General features: G+C 60.2%; 15 protein-coding genes. 8 read left to right on the forward strand and 7 right to left on the reverse strand.

Annotation, left to right across the window (positions count from 1 at the left end; all coding sequences use genetic code 11):
• Positions 1–11: 11 nt before the first annotated feature.
• From WG939_RS08010 to WG939_RS08020, 3 genes are all read right to left on the reverse strand, one after another.
• Positions 12–1,460, reverse strand: coding sequence for an anchored repeat ABC transporter, substrate-binding protein (locus tag WG939_RS08010; RefSeq protein ID WP_445227892.1), 1,449 nt, complete (start codon positions 1,458–1,460; stop codon positions 12–14).
• A 38-nt stretch (positions 1,461–1,498) separates the two neighbouring features.
• Positions 1,499–2,503: a choice-of-anchor M domain-containing protein gene (locus WG939_RS08015; protein ID WP_339984484.1), complete on the reverse strand. Its 1,005-nt coding sequence runs from the start codon at positions 2,501–2,503 to the stop codon at positions 1,499–1,501.
• Between the two features lie 105 nt (positions 2,504–2,608).
• Positions 2,609–3,928: an AI-2E family transporter gene (locus WG939_RS08020; protein ID WP_339984486.1), complete on the reverse strand. Its 1,320-nt coding sequence runs from the start codon at positions 3,926–3,928 to the stop codon at positions 2,609–2,611.
• 271 nt (positions 3,929–4,199) lie between these two features.
• Between WG939_RS08020 and dnaK the strand changes: the two genes are divergently transcribed.
• The 4 genes from dnaK to WG939_RS08040 are packed head-to-tail and all read left to right on the forward strand — an operon-like array spanning position 4,200 to position 8,231.
• Entirely contained in the window at positions 4,200–6,029 is a 1,830-nt protein-coding gene (gene dnaK, locus WG939_RS08025; RefSeq protein ID WP_339984488.1) for a molecular chaperone DnaK, read from the forward strand.
• Positions 6,029–6,634, forward strand: coding sequence for a nucleotide exchange factor GrpE (gene grpE, locus WG939_RS08030; RefSeq protein WP_339984491.1), 606 nt, complete (start codon positions 6,029–6,031; stop codon positions 6,632–6,634). Before dnaK ends, grpE begins: the two co-directional genes overlap by 1 nt.
• Before the next feature lie 37 nt (positions 6,635–6,671).
• Positions 6,672–7,823, forward strand: a complete 1,152-nt coding sequence (gene dnaJ, locus WG939_RS08035; RefSeq protein WP_339984494.1) for a molecular chaperone DnaJ — start codon at positions 6,672–6,674, stop codon at positions 7,821–7,823.
• Positions 7,824–7,835: 12 nt separating this feature from the next.
• Positions 7,836–8,231, forward strand: a complete 396-nt coding sequence (locus tag WG939_RS08040) for a heat shock protein transcriptional repressor HspR (RefSeq protein WP_339984496.1) — start codon at positions 7,836–7,838, stop codon at positions 8,229–8,231.
• Here WG939_RS08040 and WG939_RS08045 read toward each other — a convergent pair.
• Entirely contained in the window at positions 8,228–9,025 is a 798-nt protein-coding gene (locus WG939_RS08045; protein ID WP_339984499.1) for a hypothetical protein, read from the reverse strand. The genes WG939_RS08040 and WG939_RS08045 overlap by 4 nt on opposite strands.
• A gap of 179 nt (positions 9,026–9,204) precedes the next feature.
• Between WG939_RS08045 and exaC the strand changes: the two genes are divergently transcribed.
• Complete coding sequence (exaC, locus tag WG939_RS08050; RefSeq protein WP_339984501.1) at positions 9,205–10,725, forward strand: acetaldehyde dehydrogenase ExaC; 1,521 nt, start codon at positions 9,205–9,207, stop codon at positions 10,723–10,725.
• On the opposite strand, the gene WG939_RS08055 is transcribed toward exaC, so the two are convergent.
• Together WG939_RS08055 and WG939_RS08060 are read right to left on the reverse strand one after the other, a co-directional pair.
• Entirely contained in the window at positions 10,709–11,866 is a 1,158-nt protein-coding gene (locus WG939_RS08055) for an alpha/beta hydrolase (protein ID WP_339984503.1), read from the reverse strand. The two genes, exaC and WG939_RS08055, sit on opposite strands and share 17 nt — an antisense overlap.
• Complete coding sequence (locus WG939_RS08060) at positions 11,853–12,086, reverse strand: hypothetical protein (RefSeq protein WP_339984505.1); 234 nt, start codon at positions 12,084–12,086, stop codon at positions 11,853–11,855. The genes WG939_RS08055 and WG939_RS08060 overlap by 14 nt, the downstream gene beginning before the upstream one ends.
• Positions 12,087–12,179: 93 nt before the next feature.
• Here WG939_RS08060 and WG939_RS08065 point away from each other — a divergent pair, with 93 nt between their 5' ends.
• Complete coding sequence (locus WG939_RS08065; RefSeq protein ID WP_339984507.1) at positions 12,180–12,965, forward strand: carbon-nitrogen hydrolase family protein; 786 nt, start codon at positions 12,180–12,182, stop codon at positions 12,963–12,965.
• On the opposite strand, the gene WG939_RS08070 is transcribed toward WG939_RS08065, so the two are convergent.
• Positions 12,960–14,051 (reverse strand): 2-polyprenylphenol hydroxylase, encoded by a 1,092-nt coding sequence (locus WG939_RS08070; RefSeq protein ID WP_339984509.1) that lies wholly within the window; start codon positions 14,049–14,051, stop codon positions 12,960–12,962. The genes WG939_RS08065 and WG939_RS08070 overlap by 6 nt on opposite strands.
• Positions 14,052–14,079: 28 nt before the next feature.
• Here WG939_RS08070 and WG939_RS08075 point away from each other — a divergent pair, with 28 nt between their 5' ends.
• On the forward strand, positions 14,080–15,396 hold the full coding sequence (locus WG939_RS08075; RefSeq protein ID WP_339984511.1) for an MFS transporter: 1,317 nt from the start codon (positions 14,080–14,082) through the stop codon (positions 15,394–15,396).
• 115 nt (positions 15,397–15,511) lie between these two features.
• Positions 15,512–18,049: an ATP-dependent chaperone ClpB gene (clpB, locus tag WG939_RS08080; RefSeq protein ID WP_339984513.1), complete on the forward strand. Its 2,538-nt coding sequence runs from the start codon at positions 15,512–15,514 to the stop codon at positions 18,047–18,049.
• Positions 18,050–18,069: the final 20 nt, after the last annotated feature.

The following is an 18,069-nucleotide window of genomic DNA, read 5'->3' on the forward strand; positions in this document are numbered from 1 at the left end:
TTTCCCAAGTGTTATGCGGTGAGGCACGTGCGTAGCGAGTCAGCGTTGTAGCGCATCATCGCGGTGTAGGTGCTTACTTCGTGGTCAAAAGAATCGCCGTAAATGCGGCAGACCTGGATGTTCAGGCGATTAGCTGTTTCCGAAAGCGTGGTGGAGCGACGCGCCAGGTTTGGCTCCAAAAACACGGCCGGTACCTGCAGGTTCTCCAAAGTATGGGTCAGTGCAATGAGGTCCCTCGTGCTGGCCTCCACGCTGGGGTTCGGCGTGACAAAACCGGCGATATTGATGTCGTACGCATCGCCGAGGTAGTGGTAACCGTCGTGGGTGGTCACAAGCTGGCGTTTTTCTTCGGGGATCGCGCTTATCGACGTCCGCACGTACTCATCCACCTCGGAAAGCTCCGCCAAGTACGCGTCGGCATTTCTTTCGTAATCGCGCGCGCCCGCCGGATCGACAGCGATGAGGTGATCCCTGATCAGCTTCACGTAGGCCATCGCGTTGGCCACGTTGTGCCACAGGTGCGGGTCAAGTTCGCCGTGCACGTGCTTGCCGAGCACAGCCTGGGGGAGTAGGAACGTCTCCGATCCGGGCCTACCCATGAATCGAAACTCCGGGGTAGCAGGCACCTGCTGCAGCGCCGAGTTGGGGACGGCGATGACAGCGTCACCGGCCTCATGGGTGCCGGAATCCCCAACGAGGCTGATCCCGCCATGATCGACATCAACCGCGATGTCCTCATGGCCTCGGCTCAGCACAGTCTTCCCAGTCTCGGCAGGATTAACGCCAACCGCGAAGGTGACCGTCGATTCGCCAAGCAATTCCTTGCCGTCGAGGGTCGCCTGTACGTCCAGTTCATAAATTCCGGGCTTGCTAAACGACCAGCTCATGTGGGTGTGCGCGTCAACAGGGAGCGTGGTGGAGTCGTCGCCAAAGCCGTCCGCTGAGTTGAAGAACACCTCAGGCGTGCCGAAGGTAGTGGTGACGAAACCCGTCATGTCGCCCGGGCCACGAACAGCGACTGCATTGAGCTTCACTTCGGAGGCACGCGTGGCCCCACGGCTTTGACCCGTGCCGGTCACACGCAGACCCAGCCAAATCGTATCCAAGGTCACGTCCTCCACCAGCGGAATCACCTTTCCGCCGTAGCGGGCGGCCTCCTCGGCCAACGTGACCACTGGAACTCCGGGGCGCACGGATTCGTCAACAGTGCGGATGAGGCTTTGTGGCTCCAACAGCATGTAGTTCGTGAACGCCACATCGGCATTCGCCACATTTCGCACGTCGCGCAGCGTTGGCTCGTGGGTATGTGGATCCGCGCCGGGTGGCATGAGGGAGGTGACGCGGGCGCGGTCACCGGCGACATGGCTGGCGAGATCGTACAGGATCGGGGTGGTGACCACGACATCGGTGATGCCGTCGTCGCGCTGTGGCACTGCCTGCGCTGAGCAGGCAGTGAGCATACTGGCAGCAAGAGCTGCCACCAAGGTCTTCTTCACTGTTAGAACCAGCGGAAGTGGCGCCCAGTGAAAACGAGGCCCGCACCGAAGACCAGCACACCGAGGGCAAGAATGGTGATCGGCAAGGTCATGACCGTCGTGCCGGTGTTAGGCAGCTGCTTCTGCTGCTTGATCTCTTGCTGCTTGGCTGCTGCCTGCGGCTTCGACTGGCTCTGATTTGAACCCTGGCCCTGGCTTTGCCCCTGATTGGCACCCTGGTTTGCACCCTGCGAAAGCGATTGGCCCTGCTTCTTCTCCGACTGAGTGGTTCCAGATTCGCCCGCAGCATCTCCCGTTGTCGTGTCCGTGTCGGAGCTTTCGCCACAGGTCTGTCCGTCGTCGGAGCTGATGGTTGGGCCGAAATCGTAGTGGCCATCGGTTGCGCTGCCCGCGCCCGTGCCGACTTCAAAAGTCAGCGTCGCGCTTCCGGTCCCCGTGGAGCCGTCCAGCAGCTGCACAGTTTGGGTGAGCTCTACCTGGTAGGTGCCAGGCGCGGAGAACAGCCAGTTCGGGTGAACGTGGCTGTTTCGCTTTACTACTGCGGTACCGGACGCGGAATTGCCCTCGCCAACGAACCATTCCTCGCCCACGATCTGGCCCATGCCACCTTGCGTAAAGACGTACATAGAACCGGGGCCTGAGAAGCTCGTGAGCTCCCAGGTTACGTCGCCTTCGGTGTTGTTGAGCAGGCTGGGGTGCATCGTGTTCACGCCGAGCCATGGCACCCCGGACACCTGGCTGGCGCCGATCAGATAAGCGGGGCCGGCAGGAACGGGTCCGAGCGCCTGTGGGAGGTCTTGGAGGGCGGTGTCGTCAAGCGCGAAGCTTAGCGACGACGGATCCACCCATTCTGGTGGATTTTGGGTGTCATCTTTGACCAGCGGGATCACGGACGTACAGCTGGTGCCTGCCTGCGCCAGGACGTGGGTTTCGGTGGCGTAAGCGCCTGGTGTTGTGACTCCTATCAGGAGCGATGCGACGAGCGCAGCTGTGCGTCGTGATGCCATGACGACCTCTCTTTAGTTGAACAGTGCTGTCAGTAAGCTAACGTTTAACCAAAAAGATTGTCAATTTAAATGGCGTAAATTTTCAATAAGAGTGGTTGTTGAAAACTACTCGCTTGGCTTCTCTGCCTTTATCGCCAGGGTTTCCGCCTTTTCTTCCTTGTTGTTGGACTTACGCCCCAGCTTGGAGAACTTGTCTCGAATTGCCTCGAACGCGTCCTCAGCTGTTGCAGTATTGCCTGCTGCCTGAGCGGTTTCAATCTGGATGTCGTCCACCGTGAGTTCACCGGAGCGCAAGGAAACCAAGTCGCCGTGGTAGCGCAGCCACACTGCAATGGTTGCGGCCACTGGTACTGCGAGGAAAGCGCCGACAATGCCGAAGAGGCTGGATCCCACCGTGACAGACAGCAGAACGATCGCAGGGTGCAGATTCATCGCCTTGGATTGCAGGATCGGGGAGAGGACATTGCCTTCCAGCTGCTGCACGGCAATGACCAGCGCCAGCACGATGAGTGCGGTGGTGACGCCATTGGAAACCAAAGCAACCAGCACCGCCAGGGCGCCCGCGGTAACAGCACCGACAATAGGGATGAACCCGGCGAAGAAAGTCAGGACAGCAAGGACGAATGCCAATGGAACGCCGAGGAACACAAGGCCAAGGCCGATGATGATGGCGTCGATAAGTGACACCACAGCCTGGGCGCGGATGTAGCCGGCCAGGGTGTTCCAGGTGCGGGTTAGGACCTCGGTGAGGTGCCAGCCGGCATTTGGGCCGGTCGTGCGTCGGATCCATGGGAGGAAGCGGTCGCCGTCCTTCAGGAAGAAGAAGGTGAGCACCAGCATGACACCCAGGGTGACGAGGGCGGAGGAGGCTGTCGATACGCCCTCAGCCACGCCGGAGGCGATGCCGGACGCCTGCTCCTGAGCCTTTGCCATCAGCTTGTCGATCCACTGTGTCATCTGGTCGATCTTGAGGTTGAGTGGTGGGCCCTGCATCCATACTTCCAGGCGACGCAGACCCTCTGAGGCGCGATCCACCAGCTCCTTCGACTGGGAAGCGATGGACGGAGCCATGGCGGTGAAGGTGCCCACGATGACGGAAATGCTCACCAGGAGCACCGTGGTTACGGCCAATGTGGACGGCCATTTCTTGCTGCGTAGCCACTTCACCGGTGGCCATAGCACGGTGGAAACCAGGATGGCCAGCAAGATCGGGAGCAGGCCGGTCCAAATCTGCCCCAGGCCTTTCCAGAGGATGAGGCCAGCAATCGCCAGGATGATAAAGCGCAGTGCCCAGCCGGCAATCCAGCGACCGTCCTGGCCCAGGATCGCAGAACGGTCCAGGATTTCATGAGGCGCAGGCTCATGTCCGAGCTCTTCGGGAAGTTCCAGGATCTTGTCGACCTGGTCCTCGTTCTTGTCATCCATGACTGATTTCCGTTCTCTTTCTTAGGTGCTTTTGTAGTGCTTTTTCATTGTGCCAGATAGGGCCGTGGTGCGAAGGTTGTTCAAGATAGCGGGCTTTGAACTGGGAAAACAAAAAAGTTGAGTCAAGTGGGAACAACTTTGGTGGGTGCGTCGTTATGCATAGTGAACAGGTTGAGTGAAATCGACTCAAGGTCTTTGATAAAGTGACCGAAGCCCAAGCCGATGGGTATCAACCTGTAAAAGCTCACAACAATAAACAGGAGGAATAAACATGGGACGCGCAGTAGGCATTGACCTCGGAACTACCAACTCGGTTGTATCCGTACTTGAAGGTGGCGAGCCAGTAGTTATCGCCAACTCCGAGGGTTCCCGTACCACCCCATCCGTCGTTGCTTTCGCAAAGAACGGCGAGGTTCTGGTCGGTCAGTCCGCAAAGAACCAGGCAGTCACCAACGTTGACCGCACCATCCGCTCCGTCAAGCGCCACATCGGCACCGACTGGACCGTCGCTATCGACGACAAGAAGTACACCCCACAGGAAATCTCCGCTCGCACCCTGATGAAGCTCAAGCGCGACGCAGAGGCATACCTGGGCGAAGAGGTCACCGACGCCGTCATCACCGTTCCTGCATACTTCGAGGACTCCCAGCGTCAGGCAACCAAGGAAGCTGGCCAGATCGCAGGCCTGAACGTGCTGCGCATCGTGAACGAGCCAACCGCTGCTGCACTGGCTTACGGCCTGGAGAAGGGCGACAAGGAACAGACCATCCTCGTCTTCGACCTCGGTGGCGGTACCTTCGACGTCTCCCTGCTGGAAATCGGCGACGGCGTCGTTGAGGTTCGCGCAACCTCCGGCGACAACGAGCTCGGCGGCGACGACTGGGATCAGCGCATCGTTGACTGGCTTGTCGAGAAGTTCAAGGCTGCCAACGGCATCGACCTGACCAAGGACAAGATGGCCCTGCAGCGCCTCCGCGAGGCTGCTGAGAAGGCAAAGATCGAGCTGTCCGCTTCCCAGTCCGCAAACATCAACCTGCCTTACATCACGGTTGACGCTGACAAGAACCCACTCTTCCTCGACGAGACCCTGTCTCGCACCGAGTTCCAGAAGATCACCCAGGACCTGCTCGACCGCACCAAGGCACCTTTCAACCAGGTGATCAAGGACGCTGAGCTCTCCGTCAACGACATCGACCACGTCGTTCTCGTCGGTGGTTCCACCCGTATGCCAGCTGTTACCGAACTGGTCAAGGAGCTCACCGGTGGCCGCGAGCCAAACAAGGGCGTGAACCCTGACGAGGTCGTCGCAGTCGGCGCTGCTCTGCAGGCTGGCGTGCTGCGCGGCGAGGTCAAGGACGTGCTGCTTCTCGACGTCACCCCGCTTTCCCTCGGCATCGAGACCAAGGGTGGCGTGATGACCAAGCTCATCGAGCGCAACACCACCATCCCAACCAAGCGTTCCGAGACCTTCACCACCGCAGAAGACAACCAGCCTTCCGTTCAGATCCAGGTCTTCCAGGGCGAGCGTGAGATGGCTTCCGCTAACAAGCTGCTCGGCTCCTTCGAGCTCGGCGGCATTGCTCCTGCGCCTCGTGGCGTGCCACAGATCGAGGTCACCTTCGACATCGACGCCAACGGCATCGTCCACGTCACCGCAAAGGACAAGGGCACCGGTAAGGAAAACACCATCAAGATCCAGGACGGTTCCGGCCTGTCTCAGGAAGAAATCGATCGCATGATCAAGGACGCCGAGGCACACGCAGAAGAGGACAAGAAGCGCCGCGAGGAGCAGGAAGTCCGCAACTCTGCTGAGTCCCTGGCTTACCAGACCCGCAAGTTCATGGAGGACAACACCGACAAGGTCTCCGAGGACATCAAGAACAAGGTCGAGGAAGCTGCAAAGGGCGTCGACGAGGCGCTGAAGGGCGACGACATCGAGGCCATCAAGTCCGCTGTTGAGAACCTGAACAAGGAATCCCAGGAGCTGGGCAAGGCCATCTACGAAGCACAGGCTGCTGAAGCCGGTGCTGAGGGCGCACAGCCTGCCGACGACGGTGTCGTCGACGCAGAGGTCATCGACGAGGAAGAAGAGAAGAAGTAATGACTGAGCCAAATCGCGACATGTCGCAGGATCCAGAGGATCTCGACACCACCGCCGCTGAGGAGGCTCAGGCAGAAGCTGATCTCGAAGCCCAGGTCAACGAAGCTCTCTCTGATGTCGACCTCGACGACGACGGCAACGTCTCCGGTGTCGAATCCGAACTGGCCGAGCGCACCGAAGACCTGCTCCGCATGACCGCCGAATACGCCAACTACCGCAAGCGCACCGAGCGGGACCGCGTGGTTGCCATTGAGACGGCCAAGTCCAAGACCCTGGAGAAGTTCCTCCCAATCCTGGACGACCTTGAGCTCGCCGACAAGCACGGCGACCTCAAGGAAGGCCCACTCAAGGCCTTCGCAGACAAGTTCACCGGCATCATCACCGGTGAAGGCCTCGCGGCTTTCGGCGCCGAGGGCGACGTATTCGACCCAGAGCGCCACGAGGCAGTCCAAGACCTGTCCTCCGGCGAAGACAAGGTCATCGGCACGGTCCTGCGCAAGGGCTACATGGTGGGCGAGCGTCTCGTCCGCACCGCCATGGTGATCATCGCCGACCCTGCTGAAGCCAACCCAGGTGAAGCAGAGGCGGAACCAGAAAACGGCTAGCTTTAGCCGTCGATAAGCAGAAAGGAGGAGATGCCCAATGACGCAACGCGAATGGGCGGAAAAAGATTATTACGCGGATTTGGGGGTCTCCTCGTCTGCGTCGCAAGCCGACATCAAGAAGGCATATCGCCAGCTTGCCCGGGACAATCACCCGGACAAGCACCCTGGCGACAAAGCTGCGGAAGAACGCTTCAAGAAGGTTGCCGAGGCATACGACGTGCTCGGCGACGAAAAGAAACGCAAAGAATACGACGAACTCAAAGCCATGCTGCGGTCCGGCGGATTCGGAGGTCCCGGCTTTCCGGGAGGGTTTCAAGGTGGGCAAGGGTTCGAGGACATTTTCCGAGACCGCGGATTTACTGGCGACGGTGGCCTTGGGGATATCTTCGGTGGCCTTTTCAACCGCGGTGGCCATAGCCGCCCATCAGCTGCGCCGACGCGAGGGGCAGACGTCGAAACGTCCATCACCCTGGAATTCCGCGAAGCGGCCGCGGGGACCACGCTTCCCATCCAACTAAGTGGCGAAGCGCCATGCACCGATTGCCACGGATCCGGCTCCACCAGCGGAAACCCATCCGTGTGTGGTGACTGCAACGGCACCGGATACACCTCAGAAAACAGGGGAGCCTTCGGGTTCTCCGCACCATGCACCAAGTGTGGCGGCACGGGCCGGGTCATCACCGATCCATGCGCCACGTGTAATGGAAAAGGCACCACCAGGCGCACTCGTTCCATCACCGTTCGTATTCCAGCGGGCGTCGAAGATGGTCAAAAGGTGCGCCTGGCAGGCCAGGGCGAGGCCGGCCCGAATGGCAAGCCTGCGGGCGACCTGTTCGTAACGGTATCGGTCAAGCCAGACAAGGTATTCACCCGCAAGGGCGACGATCTGGAAATCACGGTCCCTGTCAGCTTCGGTGAACTCGCCCTCGGCGGCACCATCACTGTGCCAACCCTAGAGGCGCCGGTGAAGCTGAAGATCCCAGTTGGCACCCCTTCGGGACGCGTCTTGCGCGTGCGTGGCCGTGGTGTGCAGCGGGCATCCGGAATCAAGGGAGACTTGCTGGTGAAACTGGAGATCGATATCCCGAAGAACATGGGAGCTGCGGAAACCTCCGCGCTCCGTACGTACGTGCAGGCCGAAAAGGATGCAGGCTACGACCCACGTGCTGGCTGGGCCGGCGCACAGTAGGAAGGAAGAACCATGAGCACCCGAGGGCAAGATAACGAGGTCTTCGTGATCTCCGTTGCCGCGGAGCTCGCGGGCATGCACGCCCAAACACTCCGCACCTATGACCGCCTAGGCCTCGTCATCCCCAAACGAACCCGAGGAGGTGGGCGTCGCTACTCGCGCCGCGACGTCGACCTGCTCCGCGAAATCCAGCGCCTCTCCCAAGAAGAGGGCGTCAACCTCGCCGGCATCAAATCGATCATCGAACTCACCCGGGAAAACGAGCAGCTTAAAGCCGAGGTTGCTGAGCTCAAGGAGCAGCTTGCCGACGCCCGCCAGTCCCGTCGCTCCCATGGCGAGCTCGTCCACGTTCCACGCTCCACGGCAGTGGTGATGTGGGAACCTCGCCGAGGCCGACGCAGCCGCTAGTGGAATTTCACCTCACCGTGAGGCCAGGACTCCAGATAGGCGCGCTGCTCTGGGGTCATCTGATCTCCGTAAGCCTTTAGGTTGGACTCCCGAATCTCAACAGATGGTCCGTTCATCGGGTAGTTCGGGTTGCCCACAAACTCCGCGTAGGTGCGGATCTGGTCGAGGTCAGCAGGGGACGTGACCTTCACACTGGTGGCGTCGCCTACGTAGCCGGACCCAACCGTCACCTCACCAAAGTCGGACAACATGCCGGAATTCACCACATGCTCTGAGTAGGAAACCAGCTTTTCCGCCAGCTCCGCTGAGGACTGTGACTTCTCATTGTCACTGAGGGAAATTCGCTTCTTGCTCAAGGAAGCAACAGCGAACTTTCCTTCGATGTTTTGTTTCTGCTTGTCGTAAGCAAACCACTGCTCCGAGAGAGTGCTCGTATCACCGAAGGTGTTCAGCTGCACCCGGTAATCGCCCTTCTTAGAAACGACCGCGAAGCTGTCTTTCTGTCGATTGAGCTGCTCGGCCTTGAACTCGTCCAGCTTCTTCAGTGCAGCTGGGATCTCAGACTCCGGAAGGTTCTGCGGGAACGTAACCGAAACAGTCGCGCTGTTCGTTTCCGGCTTTTCCTTGACGTCGATGAGCGACCCTTCTGGAGCGACATCCGCCAATCGTTCCTGAAGTGGGCGCGTATCTTTCGCGCTTTGCTCCTCCAGCTTATTGGCTACGAAGAGCCCTACTCCAAGAGTGGCTAGCAGAATCAGCACGCCGACGATAGTCAGCACAACCTTCTTCGACATTGTTTCCTTTCACCTGTTTTTCAAAGCGAAACTAGAGTAACGGCACTTAACAGACTTGGCATCGTGAGCGCTGCCAGTGTTAATGAAGTTCACCGCTTGCAAAGAATTCAATGTGATTGCGAACACAATCTTGGCTCATTAGTGTGGTGTCAACCATACCGACGAGTGGAGGAAAACAGATGACTGTTTACGCAAACCCAGGAACTGACGGCGCGATCATCGAATTCAAGAAGCGCTATGAAAACTACATCGGCGGCGAATGGGTCGCCCCGGTCGGTGGCAAGTACATGGAGAACCTCTCTCCGGTGAACGGCGAAGTGTTCTGCGAAGTACCGCGATCTGATGCTGCAGACGTCGAAAAGGCGCTGGATGCCGCCCATGCAGCGAAGGCGAAGTGGGGTGCAAGCAGCGCTAACAAGCGCGCCCGCATCCTGCTCGCGATTGCCGATCGGATGGAGGAGAACCTCGAGAAGCTGGCTGTGGCGGAGACCTGGGATAACGGCAAGGCAGTGCGCGAAACGCTGGCCGCGGACATTCCGCTCGCGATCGACCACTTCCGTTACTTCGCTTCCGTGGCGCGTACCCAAGAGGGGCGCATGTCGCAGATCGACGACAACACGGTGGCCTACCACTTCAACGAGCCTATCGGCGTGGTCGGCCAGATCATCCCGTGGAACTTCCCACTGCTCATGGCAGCGTGGAAGATCGCCCCAGCACTGGCGGGCGGTAACTGCATCGTGCTCAAGCCTGCAGAACAGACCCCGGCATCGATCCTGGTCCTGATGGAAATGATTGAGGACATCGTGCCGAAGGGCGTCCTGAACATCGTCAACGGCCTGGGCGCCGAGGCAGGCGCGGCGCTAACTGCCAGCGAGCGCGTGAACAAGATCGCGTTCACCGGTTCCACCGAGGTGGGCAAGATCATCCACTCCGCAGTGTCCGACCGCATCATCCCGGTGACCCTGGAGCTGGGTGGCAAGTCCCCATCTATCTTCTTCCCGGACATCATGGACAAGGACGACGAGTTCCTGGACAAGTGCGTGGAAGGCCTCGCGATGTTCGCGCTCAACCAGGGCGAGGTGTGCACCTGCCCGTCCCGTGCATTGATCCACGAGGACATTGCCGACGAGCTGCTGAAGCGCGCTGTGAAGAAGGTTGAATCCCTGAAGATCGGCAACCCGCTCGACACTGAGGTACAAATGGGCGCGCAGGCTTCGCAGGAGCAGATGGACAAGATCAAGGGCTACCTGGAACACGGCCCAGCCGAGGGCGCAGAAACCCTCACCGGTGGCAGCGTGAACACCATCGACGGTCTCGAGGGCGGTTACTACATCCAGCCGACTATCTTCAAGGGCAACAATGACATGAAGTGCTTCCGCGAGGAGATTTTCGGCCCGGTTCTCGCCGTCACCACCTTCAAGACCTTCGAGGAAGCTATCGAGATCGCCAACGACACCATCTACGGCCTCGGCGCCGGCGTGTGGAGTCGCAACGGCAACACCGCCTACCGCGCTGGTCGCGCCATCGAGGCAGGTCGCGTGTGGGTGAACAACTACCACTCCTACCCAGCGCACGCTGCCTTCGGTGGATACAAGCAGTCCGGCATCGGCCGAGAGAACCACGCCATGATGATGAGCCACTACCAGCAGGTCAAGTGCATGCTCGTTTCCTACGACGAGAAGCCTACCGGCCTGTTCTAAGGCTGTTCAGCCGGGCAACCAGCTCTGCATCTGACCAGTAGTCTGAATGCCCGCCCACTCCTGGCCACACCTCGGCCCCGAACCGTGGATCTGCGGGGTCGGGGCCGTGCACGCCACTAGTGGACCCAACGGCGAGCCCTATGGGATCAGCTGGCGACGTCACCGCAATCACCTGCGGATCGTCACCCCGCAGATCAAGCTCCGAGGCATGGCTCGCCCCGACACCAGGACTGCCCATCACGACGAGCGCGTCAGCATTCAGGCCCGGAGATTTAGCAGCCTGGCCTGCCACGACGCTCCCATAGGAATGCGCTACGACAGTGAGCTGTGGCTCGTTGCCAAGCCTTGCCGCCCGCCTGCGCAGCTCTGCCTGAAAGTCCTGCAAACGGCCTCCACCCGTAGCAGCTGCGTGCGTGGCAGTAGCTGCAGCTAGGTTGCTCGGCGCCCGATAATCGAGCCACAGGATTCCCGCACCGCCGCCGGCAAGTCGCTGGGTCCGCGCTGCATATTCGCTCCACGACGTCGGCGAAGCCGAGCCCACGCCAGGTACCACGGTAGTCACCGAAGGCGCCGTCTCAATATCCCCGAACGCCAGGACCACTCCATCGGAAGATGGCAGCAAACGGGCATCAGGATACTGAGCAGCCAAAGAGCGCACTTCTTCTGGGGCTGTGGCCAGCACTAGCTCATGGATTTCGTCCAAAGAAAATTCGGCTACTTCGCTTAATGAGGTCGTTGTGCTCGCCTGCTCGGTGCACAGCAACTTGATTTCCGCGGCACAGGCTTGGTCGATAGCCTGCCCAATGGTTTGCAGCTCGGCAAGAAGAGATGAATAAGCAGAAGAGTCTTGGGTAGCTTTGTCCGCCATTGAAACAAGATCAGTCTCAATCGCGCGTACCGTCGCAGCCGTTTGCGCGAGAACCGCAGCTACCTGCGTCATCTGAGTCGCCACCATGCGCTGACGCTGCGCAACGTCAGCCTCGTGGGAAAAGCTGGCGTCTAGAAAAAGCGCTTCGTTTCCCGCTTTGAAGAAGGACTTCCACCTGACTTCCCTTAGGTTCAACACCTCCTCTTGCTGCGAGGACACCTCCCGTAATTCGGCAGCTGCCTGGTCTAATTCAGCTGACTTAATGGGAAGCACTTAGGGCTCCTGAGAGGGCGGAATCGGCGTCGATAAGCGTGCGGATGGTGGCGCGCACGTGGGCGTCGATACGGTCTAGCTCGCTGCGGGTAACGGAAGAATCCCGGCGCCAGGAATCGGTGGCGAGGTTAAGGGCTGTCGCAGTGTGGGAGGGGGAGCCCAGAGTAGGGAAGTGGCTGGTTGCGAATTCGACAGTGGGGAATTGGGAGATGAGTTTCATGCCGCGCAGTGTTGCTTACGTGGTGCAAAAATCGCAAGGGTTGATTGCTCAAACCTGTGGATAAGTGGCAGTTATCCACATAAGCTCGGTGCCATGAAGGTTGCACTGGTACAAATGCTCTCCACAGGCGATAAGCTGGACAACTTGGCGCGCATCCAAGAAAAGGCCCGCGAAGCTGCCGAAAACGGCGCTGAGCTGCTGGTATTTCCCGAAGCAGCCATGAAGGCCTTCCAATCTGGGCGCCTTGATGAAGCAGCCGAGCCTCTCGACGGGCCTTTTGCCACCGCAATCAAGGACACCGCCCGCGAGCTTGGCGTCACCATTGTCCTCGGCATGTTCACCCCGGCAGATAAGCAGGGCAAATTCAATCGCGTGCACAACACCCTGCTCATCACCGACGGGGCGGAAACCAAGCGCTACGACAAGCTCCACACCTACGACGCCTTCGGCTACCGGGAGTCCGACACGGTCGCGCCGGGCACTGAGCTAGTGACCTGGGGCGACCTCGGCTTTGCCACCTGCTACGACATTCGCTTCCCAGAACAATTCAAGGCGCTTGCCCGCGCGGGCGCGAAGGCAATCATCGTATCCGCATCATGGGCCAATGGGGAGGATAAGCTGCGGCAATGGCAGCTGCTGACCTCGGCGCGAGCATTGGATTCGACCAGTTTCATCGTCGCCGTGGGCCAAGCGCGCCCGGAGGATCCGAAGGATGGCGACCCAACCGGAATCGGCCATTCGGCAGTAATTTCCCCGTCAGGTATGCGACTCATCGAAGCCGGATACGACGAGGAAATCCTGTACCTGGACCTCGACCTTGCTGCAGTAGAAAAGACACGGGAAGGCCTGCCGGTGCTGGAAGGCCCTAACTTGCTATAGCTTGCACACCTGAATCTGATCGGCCGGGCACCCGGCCTGGATCATGGATTCCCGCATGCTATCGGCCCATTCTGGGGAGCCTGCGATGAGGACGTCGCGGTCGCCCCAGGATCCGTACTGGGTGATGACGTCGTTAAGCGTGCCCTCCTGACGCACGTGCAAGCCGCGAGGCGGGCGGGAATGCTCGGTTCCGGCGACCCACCACTCGTCGGCGGCATGCAGGGATACCGGGGTGACAGCGAGCCATGGGGAGGTGGCGGCGATTTGCCAGAGGCTGGCGAGATCGTAGAGTTCGCCAGGGTAGTCGGCGCCAACGTACAGGTGCGTGCGGTGGGTATTTCCCGAGCTCAGCATGCTCAGCAGGATCGACTTCAGGGCGGCTAGGCCGGTGTTTTGAGCGATCATGAGGACGTCCCGCTTCCCAGTAACGGCCATGTTGCCGTGCGCGGGGCCGAAGAACCATTGGTCGCCGGGCTGAGACACGGCGAGGCCCTGGAGCTCAGGGATGTCGAAGAGATGGAACTCTATGAACCCGCCCTCATTGGCCGGAATCGCGGGGGCCAGGTGCGGCCAATAGCCCTGGATGTGTGGCGAGGAAACTCCCAGGTATTGGCCTGGCAGGTAGATGGGGCGGACTGGGCATTCGAGGCGGACCACAGTGACGCGACGGCAACGGCGCTGCACATCGACGACTGTTCCGCAGGCAGGCTCTCCGGCTTCGATGAGAGCCCTGGTCATGACAGCCAGCATCCAGCTGAGGCGCTGGTCAGCGGCGTGGACGTCCTCGTAAGGCAAGTCTGCTGCCAAGGCGTGAATGGCCCGCCCAATGATCCCGAATCCAGACTCGGCGATCTCTGGGGTGAGCCCAAAGGCGCGGTGTTCGCGGGCAAGGTTTTCTACCAAGGCCTCGTCGGGATCGTTGTCCAGCAGGTAGGTGAGGGCGAATACGAGATTTTGGTGGGCGTCGTCGGCGTGTGCGGGAAACCACAGGCGGGTTTCCGGGTGGGTGGCGTACAGCTCCGTGAGCACGCGATCCCTGAAAACGGGGGCGTTGTCGAGGATTACTTGGGAGACTGGGCCGGGCATGTCTCCATTGTGCCGTTACTATCATCACATGGACAACTCGACTGTCGCCTCGCGGAACCACCGCCTCGACAACCTGCCAGTCACCCGTAAACACGCCCGCTTGCTGGGCGTTTCTGGCATTGGTTGGGCGCTCGACGCCATGGATGTCGGCCTCATTTCCTTCATTATGGCCGCGCTCGCGGTGCAGTGGAACCTCAGCAAGACGGAGGTGTCCTGGCTCGGCTCCATCGGCTTCATCGGCATGGCTTTGGGCGCCACCTTTGGCGGATTGCTTGCCGACAAGTTCGGTCGCCGCCACGTCTTCGCCCTCACCCTCCTCATCTATGGCGTTGCGACGGGCGCATCCGCGCTGGTTGGCTCGCTGGTCGCGCTGATGATCCTGCGTTTCTTTGTCGGATTGGGTCTTGGCGCTGAGCTGCCGGTGGCTTCTACGTTGATCGCGGAGTTTTCCCCTCGCTCAGTCCGTGGTCGCATGGTCGTGTTGCTGGAAGCTTTCTGGGCTGTCGGTTGGATTTTGGCAGCGGTGATCGGCACTTTTGTGGTGGCTGGCTCTCACGACGGCTGGCGCTGGGCGTTGGCTTTGGGCTGCATCCCGGCGCTGTATTCCCTGGTGGTGCGCATCGGTATGCCGGAGTCGGTGCGTTTCCTGGAGGCGCGTGGCCGCCATGAGGAAGCCGAAAAGGTAGTGCGTTCTTTTGAGGAATCGCCGACGTTCATCTCAGTTCGCGCTGCGCAGACCCCGCGGATTCCTGCCGTTCAGGCCGATTCCATTTGGGACGCCACTGTGCGCTCCCGCACCCTCGCGCTGTGGGCGATCTGGTTCTGCGTGAACTTCGCCTACTACGGCGCCTTCATCTGGATCCCGTCGCTGTTGCATGCGCAGGGCTACACCCTGGTGAAGTCCTTTAGCTTTACCTTGATCATCACGCTCGCACAGTTGCCGGGCTACGCCGTGGCTGCCTTCCTCATTGAGCGTTGGGGCCGCCGCCAAACCCTCGCTACCTTCCTGGTTGGCTCTGCTGTGGCCGCTGGCCTCTTTGGTCTGTCTGCTGCTCCGTGGCAGGTCATCGCTGCGGGCTGCTTGCTGTCCTTCTTTAACCTGGGCGCCTGGGGTGCTCTCTACGCCATTGGTCCCGAGCTCTATCCGACTGCTATTCGCGGTGCGGGCACCGGAGCTGCCGCCGGTTTCGGCCGCATCGCCTCCATCATTTCCCCGCTGATCGTTCCTCCCGTTTTGGCGCTGGTTGGTTCCATTGGCCTGTTCTTCCTCTTTGCTTCTGCCTTCGCCATCGCAGCGATTGCGGCATTTACGTTGCCTGAGTTCAAAGGCAGCGAACTTTCTTAAGCGCTCTACCAGCACAAACAAAACTTGAGTGAACTTTTATCAACTTTTTTCTACTTGAGTGGAACAGACTCAACCTCTCGGACGTTAGTACTAGTAGAAAGAGAGGAAAACAATCATGAGTTCATTCAATCCAACTACTAAAACCTCCGAGGCTCTCCAGTCCGCACTGCAGCTGGCCTCGGCAAACGGCAACCCGGATATTCGCCCAGCCCACCTGCTGGTGGCCATCTTGGAACAGCAGGACGGCATCGCGGCCCCTGTGCTGCAGGCTGCTGGCGTAGATCCGAAGGTGGTCCTCGATGACGCGAAACGCGCCGTCGATAAGCTGCCGAAGGCGGAGGGCGCCAACATGGCGAACCCGCAGTTTAACCGCGACGCTCTCAACGCACTCACCGCAGCTCAGGAGCTGGCGGGCGAGCTTGGCGACGAGTACGTCTCTACCGAAGTTCTCCTGGCCGCCATTGCGCGCGGGACGTCTGATGCGGCTGACATGCTGAAGGCGCGTGGCGCGACCTATGACGTGATTAAGACGGCTTTCCAGTCCGTGCGTGGCTCGCAGAAGGTCACGTCGCAGGACCCTGAGGGGCAGTTCCAGGCGCTAGAGAAGTACTCCACTGACCTAACCAAGCTTGCTCGTGAGGGCAAGATTGATCCGGTTATTGGCCGTGATGCGGAGATTCGTCGCGTGGTGCAGGTGCTGTCGCGCCGCACGAAGAATAACCCTGTTCTTATTGGTGAGCCTGGCGTGGGTAAGACCGCGATTGTGGAAGGCCTCGCGCGCCGCATCGTCGCTGGTGACGTGCCCGAGTCCCTGCAGGGCAAGACGCTGCTGTCACTGGATCTTGGCTCGATGGTCGCGGGAGCGAAGTACCGCGGTGAATTCGAGGAGCGCCTGAAGGCAGTTCTCGATGAGATCAAGGCTGCCGAGGGGCAGATCATCACCTTCATCGACGAGCTGCACACCATCGTTGGTGCTGGTGCCGGTGGCGATTCCGCCATGGACGCCGGCAACATGATCAAGCCGCTGCTCGCCCGCGGTGAGCTGCGCCTGGTAGGTGCCACCACGCTGGAGGAATACCGCAAGTACATCGAGAAGGACGCAGCGCTCGAGCGCCGTTTCCAGCAGGTGTACGTTGGCGAGCCTTCTGTCGAGGACACCGTTGGTATTCTCCGCGGCCTGAAGGAGCGTTACGAGGTCCACCACGGCGTCCGCATCCAGGACTCCGCGCTCGTGGCTGCTGCTGCGTTGTCCGACCGTTACATCACCTCCCGCTTCCTGCCGGACAAGGCCATCGACCTGGTCGACGAAGCGGCTTCCCGCCTGCGCATGGAAATCGACTCCTCCCCGCAGGAAATCGATGAGCTACAGCGCATTGTGCGTCGCCTCGAGATCGAGGAAATGGCTTTGCAGAAGGAATCCGACGAGGCGTCGAAGATTCGCCTGGAGAAGCTGCGCCAAGAACTTGCGGATGAGAAGGAAAAACTCGGCGAGCTCACTGCACGTTGGAAGAACGAAAAGGGTGCTGTGGACGAGCTGCGCGCTGCCAAGGAGGAACTCGACCGTCTGCGCACGGAATCCGAGCGTGCTGAGCGCGAGGGTGACTACGGCAAGGTAGCTGAGCTGCGCTATGGCCGGATCCCGGAGCTGGAAAAGCAGATCGCCGAAACTCCGGTGCAGACCGACATGATCACCGAGGAGGTCACCCCGGACACCATCGCCGAGGTTATCTCCGCCTGGACCGGCATTCCGGCCGGCAAGATGATGCAGGGCGAGACCGAAAAGCTGCTGAACATGGAACAGGTTCTTGGTGAGCGTGTGGTTGGCCAGTCTGAAGCAGTGGAAGCAGTGTCCGATGCTGTGCGCCGCGCCCGCGCTGGCGTTGCCGACCCGAATCGCCCAACTGGTTCCTTCCTCTTCCTCGGCCCAACCGGCGTGGGTAAGACGGAGCTGGCGAAGGCACTCGCGGAGTTCCTCTTCGACGACGAACGCGCCATGGTCCGCATCGACATGTCCGAATACGGCGAGAAGCATGCCGTTTCCCGCCTCGTCGGTGCCCCTCCGGGATACGTCGGCTACGACCAGGGCGGCCAGCTCACCGAGGCTGTTCGTCGCAGGCCGTACACCGTCGTGCTTTTCGACGAAGTGGAGAAGGCTCACCCGGACGTCTTCGACATCCTGCTGCAGGTCCTCGATGAAGGTCGCCTGACCGACGGCCAGGGCCGGACCGTGGACTTCCGTAACACGATCCTCATTCTGACCTCGAACCTTGGTGCCGGTGGCACTCGCGAGCAGATGATGGACGCGGTGAAGATGGCTTTCAAGCCGGAGTTCGTCAACCGCCTCGATGACGTCGTCATCTTCGATGCTCTGTCCGCTGAGCAGCTGGTGTCCATCGTGGACATCCAGATCCGCCAGCTGGCAGCTCGTTTGGCGGCTCGCCGACTGGTGCTCGATGTCTCCGACGAGGCTCGTGTCTGGCTCGGCGAGCGAGGCTACGACCCGGCCTACGGCGCACGTCCGCTGCGTCGCCTGATTCAGCAGGCCATCGGCGACCAGCTGGCAAAGAAGCTGCTGGCAGGCGAGATCGTGGATGGAGACACTGTCCACGTGACGGTTGCTTCTGATAGCGAGCGACTGGAGCTTGCTAAGTAGTTTCTGGTTTGGAATTTCCC

Source organism: Corynebacterium sp. H130 (genome assembly GCF_037572395.1).
Taxonomy (GTDB): Bacteria; Actinomycetota; Actinomycetes; order Mycobacteriales; family Mycobacteriaceae; genus Corynebacterium.